General features: G+C 37.5%; 12 protein-coding genes. 9 read left to right on the forward strand and 3 right to left on the reverse strand.

Annotated elements, in window-relative coordinates; all coding sequences use genetic code 11:
- The 5 genes from FWE23_03010 to FWE23_03030 form a co-directional block, all read left to right on the forward strand.
- Nucleotides 1–351 (forward strand): HTH domain-containing protein (locus FWE23_03010; GenBank protein ID MCL2844406.1); only part of this gene is annotated, 351 nt, incomplete at its 5' end.
- Nucleotide 352: 1 nt separating this feature from the next.
- On the forward strand, nucleotides 353–1,192 hold the full coding sequence (locus FWE23_03015) for a glycosyltransferase (GenBank protein MCL2844407.1): 840 nt from the start codon (nucleotides 353–355) through the stop codon (nucleotides 1,190–1,192).
- Between the two features lie 62 nt (nucleotides 1,193–1,254).
- On the forward strand, nucleotides 1,255–2,190 hold the full coding sequence (locus FWE23_03020) for a glycosyltransferase (protein ID MCL2844408.1): 936 nt from the start codon (nucleotides 1,255–1,257) through the stop codon (nucleotides 2,188–2,190).
- A gap of 16 nt (nucleotides 2,191–2,206) precedes the next feature.
- On the forward strand, nucleotides 2,207–3,256 hold the full coding sequence (locus FWE23_03025) for a hypothetical protein (protein MCL2844409.1): 1,050 nt from the start codon (nucleotides 2,207–2,209) through the stop codon (nucleotides 3,254–3,256).
- A gap of 47 nt (nucleotides 3,257–3,303) precedes the next feature.
- On the forward strand, nucleotides 3,304–4,197 hold the full coding sequence (locus tag FWE23_03030) for an FkbM family methyltransferase (GenBank protein ID MCL2844410.1): 894 nt from the start codon (nucleotides 3,304–3,306) through the stop codon (nucleotides 4,195–4,197).
- Nucleotides 4,198–4,266: 69 nt separating this feature from the next.
- Here FWE23_03030 and FWE23_03035 read toward each other — a convergent pair whose 3' ends face one another.
- The 3 genes from FWE23_03035 to FWE23_03045 form a co-directional block, all read right to left on the reverse strand.
- On the reverse strand, nucleotides 4,267–5,100 hold the full coding sequence (locus tag FWE23_03035; GenBank protein ID MCL2844411.1) for a glycosyltransferase family 2 protein: 834 nt from the start codon (nucleotides 5,098–5,100) through the stop codon (nucleotides 4,267–4,269).
- Entirely contained in the window at nucleotides 5,097–6,248 is a 1,152-nt protein-coding gene (locus FWE23_03040) for a glycosyltransferase family 4 protein (GenBank protein MCL2844412.1), read from the reverse strand. The genes FWE23_03035 and FWE23_03040 overlap by 4 nt, the downstream gene beginning before the upstream one ends.
- Before the next feature lie 124 nt (nucleotides 6,249–6,372).
- Nucleotides 6,373–7,611 carry a putative DNA binding domain-containing protein gene (locus tag FWE23_03045; protein ID MCL2844413.1) on the reverse strand — a complete coding sequence of 413 codons (1,239 nt, stop codon included), beginning with the start codon at nucleotides 7,609–7,611 and terminating at the stop codon, nucleotides 6,373–6,375.
- Nucleotides 7,612–7,858: 247 nt separating this feature from the next.
- On the opposite strand from FWE23_03045, the gene FWE23_03050 reads away from it, so the two are divergent.
- The 4 genes from FWE23_03050 to FWE23_03065 all read left to right on the forward strand — a co-directional run bounded on the left by FWE23_03050 (nucleotide 7,859) and on the right by FWE23_03065 (nucleotide 13,221).
- Nucleotides 7,859–9,436 (forward strand): AAA-like domain-containing protein, encoded by a 1,578-nt coding sequence (locus tag FWE23_03050; protein ID MCL2844414.1) that lies wholly within the window; start codon nucleotides 7,859–7,861, stop codon nucleotides 9,434–9,436.
- A 102-nt stretch (nucleotides 9,437–9,538) separates the two neighbouring features.
- Nucleotides 9,539–10,405, forward strand: a complete 867-nt coding sequence (locus tag FWE23_03055; protein MCL2844415.1) for a patatin-like phospholipase family protein — start codon at nucleotides 9,539–9,541, stop codon at nucleotides 10,403–10,405.
- A gap of 126 nt (nucleotides 10,406–10,531) precedes the next feature.
- Complete coding sequence (locus FWE23_03060; GenBank protein MCL2844416.1) at nucleotides 10,532–11,752, forward strand: RtcB family protein; 1,221 nt, start codon at nucleotides 10,532–10,534, stop codon at nucleotides 11,750–11,752.
- Nucleotides 11,731–13,221, forward strand: coding sequence for a TolC family protein (locus FWE23_03065; GenBank protein MCL2844417.1), 1,491 nt, complete (start codon nucleotides 11,731–11,733; stop codon nucleotides 13,219–13,221). Before FWE23_03060 ends, FWE23_03065 begins: the two co-directional genes overlap by 22 nt.
- Nucleotides 13,222–13,226: the final 5 nt, after the last annotated feature.

Here is a 13,226-nt window from a genome sequence, read left to right on the forward strand (position 1 = left end):
GGAATTAAGCGAATTATGGACTATTTCAAAGAAGAAAACCTACCGACACCTATATTTGAAACTTCTGTCGACAGTTTTAAGGTTACTGTTTTTTGTAAGACAACCGGAGAAAATGTCGGAGAAAATGTCGGAGAAAATGTCGGAGAAAATGTCGGAGAAAATCAAGCAATAATATTAAGAGCAATAAAAAACAACCAGAGAATTACAACTGAAGAGTTGTCGGGGATTTTGCAAAAAACGACTCGAACTATTGAACGAAATTTGAAGGCGCTCAAATCTGCCGGCACAATAGAACGCATTGGCGCGGACAAAGGCGGTTACTGGAAAATCTTACAAGGAGAAGAAAAATAATATGCCTAAACTTTCGATAATAACAATAAATCTAAACAACAAAGACGGACTTGTAAATACCGCTAAAAGTGTTGTGACGCAAACTTGGACGGATTACGAATGGATAATAATTGATGGCGGCTCAACAGACGGAAGTGTTGACGTTATAAAAGAATACGCAGAGAAAACCGACAAGCTTGTTTATTGGTGTAGTGAGCCGGACGGCGGAATTTATCAAGGAATGAATAAAGGAATTGCCAAAGCAAACGGAGAATACTGTTGGTTTCTTAATTCTGGGGATTGTGCATATAAAAATACTACACTGGAAGAAATTTTCGCCAACGAGTTTGATGAAGATATTATTAAAGGTATATTGGTAATGGAAAAAAAAGGACAGGATTATAATGAAATATGGGATTCTGCTTTTCATATTTCTCGTTCTCAAAGAAAACTGCCGGTATCCGACAAAGAAACCAGAGGACCGATTTATTGGGTTTCTGAAACACTTCCGCATCAGGCAACGTTTACTAAAACAGCATTTATGAGAAAACTAGGCTGTTTCGACCTTGAAGGAGATGTAGGTTTTTTTATGTTTGCTATGGTAAAGAATAATGCAACTGTAAAATATTTACCATTGAAATTTGCCTTTTTTGAAGATTGCGGAGTATCTAATAGCGCAGGATTTGCTAAGAAGTCTAAAGAAAGGCGAATTAGATTATATAAAAAATATTTTTTATTACCTTATTGGTTTTACAAAATATTATCGTCCATAATAATTGGCAAACTTTCTTTTTGGCGAAAAACGTATGAACGAACTTTTACTCCTATTAAGGAAGGAAAATACGCAAGAAACGCATTTTGAGTTCTCTATTAAAGGTGGCATATAATATTTTACAGAGAAAATTGGAAAGGTAAAAAATGTTTTTGTCAATAATTATTCCTGTTTGGAACGGAGAGCTTTTTGTCGGTAACATTCTGTCTCAATTGACAGAACAAAACCTTAAAGACGTTGAAGTAATCGTTGTCAACGATGGTTCTACCGATAACACAGAAAGCGTAGTGCTTAAATATGCAAAAAGAAACTCTAACATCAAACTAATATCATTGGATAAGAACTCAGGCGTTTCTGTCGCAAGAAATGCCGGAATTGAAAATTCTAACGGAAAACACGTTTGGTTTCTTGACGCCGATGATGCGATACCTAATAATGTAATCAATATTTTACGAGATGCTATAAATGATAAAACGGCGGACGTTTTTTTGTTTAGTTTCAAAGATGATAGTTGTATAGAGTGGGTAAACGATAATCAATGTATGGCAGCGAAAGAATTTTTGATAAAAGTTATAGGGTGTCGTATTCGTTTTCATTTGTGTAGTGTCATTTTCAACAAGAATTTTTTAGTAAGAGAAAAATTACGATTTGTTGTTGGTAGAAAATTGGGACAAGATATAGAGTTTTGTATGAAAGCGTTTGCTTCTTCCGACGAGTCCTACTCATCTTCAAGTGTTATATATTTTTATATTTGCAGAGACGATTCGGCTACGCAGGGCGGAAAGCGATATATTGGCGAGCGCATTGAAATGGAAATGGAAAATTTGCTTGAACAGAAAAAATATATCTCAGAAAGACACCAGACCTTAGAAAAGTATATAAATTATTACGTATTACAAAAATATTTTGGTTTTATATTACAGTATATAAAGCAAAAACAAAAAGACAAAAACACAACAGATATATTGATAAAACATAAGTATTTGTTTGCAAAGCCGCTTGCTTTTTATTTTCCTAAAACGATCGTGTTTTGGGTGTTAAGATTTTTGCCTATGAAATTGGTTTTCAATGTTTTTGGAAAAAATTAGCGGAAAGGTTGACTGTATGCGCGGTATTACTAAGATTGTATTTATGGCAAATGATGACAGACCACAAGGAGGTATGACGGATAGGTTTCGAGCAATGACGGCGTTGTATAAAATATGCAAAGAATGCGGCTTCCAATTCAAAATAAATCATACTGTTCCATTTGACTTGTCTGATTATTTACACCCTAATTATGATTGGAAAATATCAGAAAATCAAATACAGGAAAACAAAGAAAAGAGCGTGTCACTTTCTTATTTTGAGGGATGGTGGGCTGTTGAATCTAAACAATACTCTGATACTATACAATATGCAGGAAGATTAACTTGCAAGGAGGTAATAACCATTCTTAAAGACCTTTCTGCAAGTTACGAATATATTTTATTCTATACAAATATGAGTTTTTTTCAGAAGGAATATGGGTGCTTGTTTAATGAATTGTTCCATCTTTCAACAGAATTGCAAGATGTTATAGATTTCCATCGCAACAAGATGAACAATGATTATTTTACAGCGGTATTTCGTTTTCAAAACTTGTTGGATGATTTTGATGAGTTTTCAGAGTTTCCAACACTACCTGCGGAATTACAGGAAGTTTTTATACAGCAGAACATTAATCATTTAATAAAAATTCACAAACGAAATAAAGATAGAAAAATTTTAGTATGTTCAGACAGTGTGAGATTTAGAAATGCTGCGGCTATGTATGATTTTGTTTATACTATAGGCGAAAAAAGACAACATACGTGTAATTCAAAAATAGAAAAACAAAGTGTTTTGCTTTCATTTGTCGATTATTTTTTAATTTCGTATTCAAGTAAAGTTTTTTTAATAGTTGATAAAGTTAAGAATAAAAACAAGAAATATCAAAGCTATAGAAGTCAATTCCCTTATTGGGCTTCACGACACAGAAATGTGGATTATGTCGTAATAGATTATCGAATTAAAGAAGCGTTGAAGCAAATTATGAAAAAAATAGTGCCGTTAATATTGCGGGAATACAGCATTAAATTTATGGGTTTGACCAAATTTTACAAAAAAACTGTTTTTTCATATTTTGCTTGTTAGCATATATTATTTTGTGAGAGTTTGTTAGATAATTAGGAGGAAGTCTAATGCAATTATTGCAGTTTTTTATGGCGAAATTAAAGTGTAGTTTTTTGTGGCGTAGTTTTAGATACTACGTTTTTACCCGTACAGATTTGTCCTTTTTAGGGTTTAACAAAACTAATTTGCGGCATTTTGAGCGTATGGGGACAAACGAGGATTCTGTCCTCTTTTTTTCGTCAAATGTTGAGCGGGTTGATGCTGTAATAAATACACTCGCCGATGAAAAAAGTAAAAAAATGTATCTTGGCATGATCAAATATCGCCAAACTCGCCGCAGAAATGATTTTCCTTTACAATCCCCCCCCAAAAACCAATATTTCATAAAAGAATTTGCCTTAACAAAAAATGAAGTTTTTATAGATGGCGGAGCTTTTATCGGAGACACGATAAGCAAGTTTTTGGCTTGTGGCAAAGGATACAGGCAAATTATAGCGTTTGAGCCAGGCACTGTTAACTTTAAAAAACTTACAAAAACTTACGGAAAACAACCTAGGATAAGTTTAATAAATGCTTGTATATGTGACTATGATGGAGAGGTGTCTTTTTGTGATGCAAGCGGAATGAACTCTCGAATAACAGACAGTAAACGCTCTTCTGAGAGGGATTGGGGTGGTAGTGGAGTTAACAATATAGTTAACTCCAAAACTATAGATGGTCTGGAGATGGAAATGGTTTCATTTATAAAAATGGACATAGAGGGTGCAGAGTTGAACGCATTAAAAGGTGCAGAGAAAACAATACTCAGAGATAAGCCCAAATTGGCAATTTGTATCTATCATAGCGACGAAGATATGATCAGTATTGCTGAATATATTCACAAATTAGTGCCTGAATACAAATTATACGTTAGGCATCACGGAGTAGGCTATCTTGAAACGGTATTGTATGCGACTGTGTAGTATAAGATCATTTGTAGAGAGTGTGTGTCAAGCATTGGCACGGAAAAAATAACAGCCGAATTTCTCTGTTTACTGTATAGGCACCACTATCGTTTTCAAAAGCCCTAAAATTCTGGAAACCATAAACAGGAAACTATATTTTGTTGGAGATTTCAGGTATATCACGATTATGGCAAAAGATGATTTAAGGCGATTTTTTATTGTGTATGCCAAAGAAACTTTTCTTGTTACCAATGAATTATCTCTTGTTCTTCTATAATAAACGGCGGTTTTATCTGTAAATTGCATTTTCATTTTCTTGTCTGAAATTGCAAACATAAACACTACATCTTCATTGTTTTGTAATTTTTCAGGAAATCTGTGCGCTCCTATCATATCACGGGGAATTAGTTTACAGTAAGGAGTTGAAAAGTATGAGCGAGTATTAAGTACGTTTAGGTTTTTATTTTTCATTTTTTCATAAACATCGGTTATATAAAAATTTTTCTCATTTGATATATTTTCAACAAACGCCTTTATATAAGATAACGGAATTAGACCGTTTTTTGCAATATCATACAATCCTTGCAAATAATTTTCGGAAATCAAATCATCGTCGTCAATAAAAGTTAAATATTTGCCTTTTGATTGTTCAATTCCAACGTTGCGCGCATTTGAAACTCCGGCAATATTGGTATAAATTAATTCATATTGAAAATTGCATTGCGATAAACAATTGCTAATAAATGAGTGGTATGGCTCTTGTTCTCCGTTAAGCACTATTATAATTTCAAATTTATTTTTATCGAAACTCTGGTTGTTCAGAGACTGCAGGCACTCTAATATATAATCTTGTGGTTTATACGTTGGGATAATTACTGATATAGTAGTATTTTGACTATCGCTGTAATTGGTATTTTTCACAACTCTTCATACCCTTCCAGCTTTTCATTCCAAGAATACTTGGATTGCACCATTTCATATCCGGCTGCACCTATATCGTTGCGCATATTTTCGTTTTGCATTAACGATATAACAGCATTTGCAAAATCGGTTTTTTCGTCTGTAATAACACAATTTTGGTTTGACACAAGTTCAGGAATACCTGCCGATATGCAAGATGTCAGTACTGTTGGAATGCCGCAAGCCATAGAAATTAACACTTTGTTTTGAATACCTGCAGCAATACGCAAAGGTGCAACAGATACTGCCGCGTCTTTTATCTCGTTTTCGATTGATTGAACAAATCCGCTTACTATAATATTTTTTCCGTCTGCCATATTTTGAATAAACCCAGGAGGCTCAGCGCCGATTATGTGAAACACAGCATTTGGAATTGCTTTTTTTATTACAGGGAAAATCTCGTCTATGAAAAATTTTACAGCATCACTATTTTGCAGTGTGCGCATATTACCGACAAATACAATCTTGTTTTTATTGTATCCTGCCGGAATTTTCGGCAAGCATTGCACTCCGCAGGCATGCACTGACACTGATTTGTAATCAAGATGTTTTATATCTTCCTTTGATACAAAAACACATTTTTTATAGGCGTTTAATGTCTGTAATTCATGTTTTTTAATACGTTCGTTTTCAATTTTATAGATAAATTTCTTTAAAGAGATGCCTGAAGAATTACTTGTAGAGGCGTACATTTTTGAAATTAAGTCGGTTGCTTCTACAATTGAATTTTCATGTAGGCGGCAAATGTTCAGGTAAGACACCATTCTCTGCAAATGTGAAATATATAAATCCGGTTGCTCTATTTTAATTACTTTTTTGAACACCGACAGAAACTCAAATGAGAAATAATAACCGATTTGAAGCGGCTTGTTAAAAATAAATGCGAGTATTGTATTTATGTACGCTCTGATTTTTCTGTGTTTAATATAATAAATTTTATCATAGAGTTGTTCGGATAAATTATTTTTAATATCTTTGTTATCATAATAAGAAACTAAAATAAGTTGGTGTCCTTTACTTTTCAAGTAGCGGCATATATTATTTATACGTAAAACATCACCGCCATTCTCCGGAAACGGGAAACGAGGAGTCAGAATGCAGATTTTCATTTAGATATCCTTTAAGTTTTACAAGTTTGGCTGTAAATATACGTTTTCCCGCTCTTAAATAGCAATGGAATTGACAAATAAAATGAAAATTGATTGAACCGGCTCAATATTCTGCTGACAATTTTCACCTTTCCGCCGCGAAAATTGTTAATTTCAGTTCTGTTTCATCGATCAATTCATAGACCGGTTTTTTGCCTGAAACGGATAGGCTTTCCGAGTATATAATAGGCACTCCGTCGCCGCGCTTGTCCATAAGGTATTTTCTGTAAGTGTTGACCGTGTCAAAATTCATTGGCGTACGAGCAAGCAAAGAACTTATCAACTCGTTTCGCGAATATTGCCTAAGCGGCAAACTCTCTAAAGTCATTGTGTTTGGAATTGCTCCGGGAGAATAAATTTCCAACTTGTCCGAAAAAATACGCAGCCTTATTTTTGAGCCGTAAATAGAATAATCGCGATGCGCAACAGCGTTTACAAGCGCCTCAAATACTGCACTTAAAGAATATTGCGGAAATTCGGTTCGCTCAGGATTTTTAACTCCTGCTACGCGCATATTGCGTTTCACGAATTTACAGGCTTCTTTTATCTGCACGTCAAGCGGTCCCGTTATGTCTTGCATATCTAATTGTTCGGAATTATTACTTTCTCCAAGATAACAAACAGCCTGAATAAAAGCGTTCGGAATAAACTTTTCGGGAGAATCGCAGCAAAATAGTATTCCGGTAATTGTTGGGCGAATTTCTCCGCTTTCGTCAAAATCCGCAAGTTTTAATTTTGTCAAAAACTCCTTGTCGGCTTCGGGGGATAAGTTTGTGCGAAAACGTTCCCACAATTTTTTATCCATATCAGACAAGCGAGAGTTCATAACAATCTGCTCGTCAAAACAAATTAACCTATTTTGAGACCTTTGCTGAAAAAGACGCGATAAAACCTCCGGCGTCATTTCTCGTTTGGAACTTCCTATTCGAGTAAAATAGCCATTGCTACTTTTGTGGACAAAAATGCTTTTAGGTATATCTATCGTTATTATGTTTTTATCATTGCCGCCCTCGTCGATTATGGATATTTTACGGATAGCGCACTCTAACGGTGGATTTATCAAATCATTAGCTATGTCTCGCAACCATCTTTCAACAACGTCTAATTTATCAATCGGGATACCTGCTATTTCGCGGGTTTTGTCGTCAACGCCAAGAAAAAATGCGCCACCTATGGTATTAGCCATAGCCGCCAACTCGTCCGCCATTGAATTACGATGCGGAGCGGAAACCGAATTGTTTGTAAATTCAATACTTTTTAATTCAAGCCGACTATCCTCGCCGAGCTTTATTTGTTCTAATATTTTTTTCGTATCTTCAAACAAATGAGTACCCTCCGTTAATGATTCAGAAAATACGTTATTTCCGCTTTAAGGAAACCGAAAATTTCACCTGTTTCACAAAAACATCGCCATATACAACGGAAAGCAATCGACATTTTCAGTTCCGCCGACATTTTTTGCGGACAGTTTTATTCCGTATTTGACGAAAACGGACTCCATTATAACGATTGCCCGTCATTATTGCTGCGGAAAATAGTATCTTACTGTTAATGTGAAAGGAAAAACAAAAATGTCGGAACTTTTTTTTAATGTAGCGGGACCTTGCGTACCGGGGAAGCATTATATAGTTGATCCATTGCGCGGTATGAATGACGAATTGATGGATCTGATAAACAAGGAGCAATATTTTGTTATTCACGCTGCTCGTCAAAGCGGAAAAACAACACTTCTCTGGGAACTTGTCGATAAACTGAGTAATAGCGGTAAATATTATGCTTTATATTGTTCTTTGGAGGCACTGCAATCTTTTCCTGACCCGGAAAAGGGAATTCCTGAAATAGTAAAAGCAATAAAAACTTGTATAGAAACACAAGAATTGCCAAGCGGATTTGCCGGAAATGCAGATTATAGTAATACAACAGGCGTTCTAAAATCTTGTCTTACACGCTATTGTCGCTCTTTAGACAAACCGCTGATTATACTTTTTGACGAAGCGGATTGCTTGAATTCCAACACTTTAATAACTTTTTTAAGGCAATTGCGAGATGGTTATGTATCAAGACCGAGAGTGCCTTTCGTTCACAGTGTTGCTTTAGTCGGAATGCGCAATATTCGCGACTTCAAAGCGAAAGTCAGAGACGACAACGATACGCTCGGAAGCGCGAGCCCGTTTAACATTGTAAAGGAATCGCTTACAATAAGCACGTTTAGCAAAAACGATGTAATGTCGCTCTATTCACAGCACACCGCGCAAAAAGGTCAGGTTTTTGAAGAAGCAGCAGTCGATTATATCTACGATCAAACAAGCGGACAGCCGTGGTTAGTAAACGCCATTGCTTGCGAATGTATAGAAAAAATTTGCAAAAATGATTATTCTGTTCCCATAACCGAAGAAATGGTGAAAACGGCAATAAATAATTTAGTCAGAAAACGTCCGACGCATTTTGACAGTTTAATGGAACGTCTAAAAGAGCCGCGAGTTCGCAAAATTATACAGCCGCTGATTTTGGGAGAGGATTTGCCGGATAGAATATCTGATGACTATATGTATGCGAGAGATTTAGGGCTTATAAAAGAAACCGACGATAGGGCAGTAGAGCCGGGAAATAAAATTTATGGAGAAATAATTATTCGCCTCCTAAATTATGGCGTGCAGGAAACTTTAATAACGGCAAGAGAAGACGACAAGCTTCCTAAATACATAAAAAATGGCAAAATTGATATAAATTTTCTAATTCGCGAATTTCAAGATTTTTGGCGAGAAAACAGCGAAATATGGGTTAAACGCTACGAAGAAGACCTGTATCAGTATGTGGAAGCCGCGCCGCATTTGGTTTTTCAGGCATTTGTGCAAAGAGTGATAAACGGCGGCGGCGAAATCCACCGTGAAATGGCTCTCGGCACAAAACGCTCAGACATCTGTATAGAATGGGAAAAGCAAAAATATCCGATTGAACTCAAAATTTATGAAAGCGAAAAAACAAAAACGAAAGCCATAGAGCAAGTGCAAATGTATATGGACAAAGTCGGAAGTAAAGACGGTTGGATAGTGGTTTTCGACAGAAGCGCCGAAAAAACTTGGGAAGAAAAACTGTATTTTGAAGAAACCACAGTCGGCGACAAAAGAATCCGTATCTTTGGGTGTTGATGCAGTTGCGAAAATCTGTTCAGAGCATTTGGATTTTGCAAGAAGCCCAATATATTATACATTAGATATAAACCAATAGTCATTAAACAAAAGGAGCAAAATATGAAAAACATCTTCGTAATCTCCGGCGGCGGAGTCAGAGGAATAATACCTGCAAAAGCATTGACGCAACTAAAAACAGAAAAGCCGGAAGTGAAACCGGATTTGATAATCGGCACATCGGTCGGAGCGATTTTGGGCGCTTATTTGGCGCTGGGTTTGGACGGCGACCTCTGCAAAGTGTTCAGGGATTCTGCCGGAGAAATATTTAAGAAAAAGAAATTATTGCCGCCGAAATATAATTTGGATAACGCGGTGAAATATTTAGACGACGTTATTTTCAAAGGTAAAACTTGCGGCGATTTTAAGGTGCCGCTTATCGTTTCGTCTTCTGAGTTGGCGGGCGAGACGACTATGTATTTCAACTCCGATAAACCGTGGCTTAAAGACAAGTCGGTCGGGTATTTTATATCGCCGTCTTTTGCCGCGCCGCTTTATTTTAAGCATATACCTATAAAAGAGAAAAAGCACATATTGTCGGACGGCGGCGTGGGCTATAACAACTTTGCAATAATGCCTGCGTTTATCGAGGCGGCGAAGAGAGGATTTCTGGGAAAAGAAGAGTGCTGTTTTTATGCATTCGGGACGGGCGTCGAAAAATGCAATAAGGAAGAAAAATATGAAAAGTTGGTTAAAAAGAAGTGGCTCGGCGATGTTTTGGAGTATCTTAGTGTAAAATCCGGGGGTTTTGCACGCAAGTCATCGTTTAACGAGCAAATAAATGCGGGATATAACATTGCAAAGAATGTGGCGGGGGTATCGTTTGTTTATTATGACGCTTACGTGGATAAAAATTATAATTTAGACGACGTAAAGGCAATCGTCGAAATGGAAAAGTTGAAGATAGAAATAATGAAAGAAGTGGGATAAGCAACAAAATAAAAGATTAGGTTCAAGATAAGTTAAGCGTTATACTTAACTTATCTTGAACCTTTTAAAATTACGTCCTTTTGATTTGCGGCAAAACGTATTTTTCCATAGAACAGGAGGTCTATTATGCAAACGATAACCGGAACTCACAATAGCGCAACTGTCTTCACCGACAGAATTGACAAAAATACTGTTGAACAAATACAAAATATTTGCGATTTTGAAGCATTTGCCGATACCAAAATACGAATAATGCCCGACTGCCATTTGGGAAAAGGCGTTTGCATAGGATTTACCCAGACGATAACCGATAAAATAGTGCCGAGTTTTGTCGGTTGCGACATCGGTTGCGGAATGACGGCTTATGTTTATAAAAAGAAACATTTACCCGAAATAGATTTTGAGAAAGTTGATAGGGTAGTTCGCAACAAAATCCCGTTCGGCTTTAATATACACGACAGCGCGCACAGATTAAGCAGCGAAGTTAAGCTTCATAACATAAAATGTCCGACTATAAATATGTCGCGCGCGCGTAAATCTGTCGGAACTCTCGGCGGCGGCAATCATTTTATTGAAATAAACGAGGACGAAGAGCATTTTTATATTGTTATCCATTCGGGTTCGCGACATTTGGGGCTGGAAATAGAGCAGTTTTACACAAATAAAGCGCAAAAAATCTTGAAGCAAATCAATGTGGAAGAGATTGTAAAGAAAGCAAAAGCGGAGGGCAACGGCGAGAAAATTCAGGAACTCTTGGCGCAAGAAAACGAAATGAAAGAGAAATATTCTTTCGCGTATCTCGAAGGCGAACTTTTTGGCGATTATATTAACGATATGAAAACCACCCAAGAATTTGCATACTGGAACAGAAAAGCGATTTTGGAGACATTGACAACCGGAATACGAACGCCCGAACAGTTTGAAGAAATAAACACAATTCACAATTATGTTGATACGGGAAGAATGATAATACGTAAAGGTGCGGTCAGCGCCAACAAGAAAGAAAAACTGATTATCCCTATAAATATGCGCGACGGCTCGCTGATTTGCGTGGGCAAAGGAAACGAAGACTGGAATTGGTCGGCGCCTCACGGGGCGGGGCGCGTTTTGTCGCGAACTCAAGCGGAAAAACAACTGAAATTAGAAGATTTTGAAATAGCGATGAAAGGCGTTTGGACGACGTCGGTGGGGGAGAGCACGCTCAGCGAGGCGCCGATGGCATACAAGCCGATGGGCGAAATAATAGCAAATATCGGCGATACGGTCGAGATTTTGTCTGTTGTTAAGCCGCTCTATAATTTTAAGGCTCCCGAAGAAGATAAGTTTTGGAAGAAGAAAAGGAACTGATTATTATGAGAAGAGCCTTTTGTGTAATTCTGATGTTTTATACGCTTGCCTTTTCAAACGTCGGCTATTCGCTCAGCGAACTCATTGATTCCGTTTACAAGCATTCGCATTTGGTTGCCGTTGCCAATATGATGATTGAGCAAAATATCAGCGCTATTGAAGAAGCGCAACGAAATATGCTTCCGCAAATTCATTTCAGGGGAAATTTTGACCACGCAATTACACCGCTTAATCCTATGGGGAGAATTGGCGATTTTATGACATTCACCGAAGCTTACAGAGCGACTTTACCTAATCCTTTTTCGCCGTCGTTATTCAATTTAGCTGATATGGAAATAACAACAATGCTCGACCAAATGATGAGCGAACTTACTCACGTGCCGCAAAACACGCTTTCGGGCGGGCTTGATTTTCGTCAGACGTTTTTTGCGCAAAGAAAACTTCGGCTGGCGTTAAAATATGCAAGGTCTCGCGGGCGCGGGCTTATTTGTCAGTGGCAGGAAGCGCGAATGCTGGTTAAAGCGAACATTACCCGAAAATATTATTCTGCGCTTATTGCTCAAAGAAGAACGCAAATCGAACAGAGGTCTCGCGACATTGCACAGAGCCGACACAGCGAGACTGTTTTGCGTTTTGAATTGGAACAGTTGTCCGAACTTGACACGTTGAATAGTTTTATAGATTTTTCGCAGGCGCGGATAAGATTGAGAGAAGCACAGCGTTTGGAGCGCGAAAATTTTCGGGCGATTGCCGTTGCCGCGGGTTTAAGGACATCTGCGGATAGTATAGTTTTAACGGACACGCTTTTACATAATATTATAAATATTGACTACGATCTTTTGATGCATCATTTTCTTGCGCGAAACAAAGAATTGCGAATGTTGACGACCGCTGTTGATTTGGCGTCATTGCAAGTGCGAATGGCGAGGGGTGATTATTTGCCCGTGGTTTTCGGCGGGCTTGCGCTTAATCGAGTTGCTAATTTTACGGGAAGAAGCGATTTTTCATTTGAACCGGAAAGAGTGCTTTATTTTGGAATAACTTACGATATTACACCTTTCGGACAGCGTGGCTTGCGCGTAAAACAAAGAGAATTTGATTTGAGGATTGCACGTCGAAATCTTGAACGCAGAAAAGAAGAGCTGACCCTTGTTTTAACCTCTTATTACGAGCAGTTGGCAGAAGAGATTTTGAAAATAGAAGAAAGCAGAAATATGCGCAATGCCGCCGAGAATGCGTTTGCTTTGGCGCAAACTCGCTATCAAAACGGACTTATCTCGCAGGCTGATATGGAAACGGCGGAGCAAAAATTCCGTAGCAGCGACTTGGCTTATTTGCAGGCGGTTTTCAGCTATAATTCAGTGCTTATAGACCTGCGGATAATTGGCGCGGATTATTTATTTGATACGCCCCGAAACATCGAAAATGAAAGATTTGACTTCTTTGACAAATATTACTTGCGCGATTGATAAGC

The sequence above is a fragment of the Chitinivibrionia bacterium genome (assembly GCA_009779925.1).
In the GTDB taxonomy this organism is placed as follows: domain Bacteria; phylum Fibrobacterota; class Chitinivibrionia; order Chitinivibrionales; family Chitinivibrionaceae; genus WRFX01.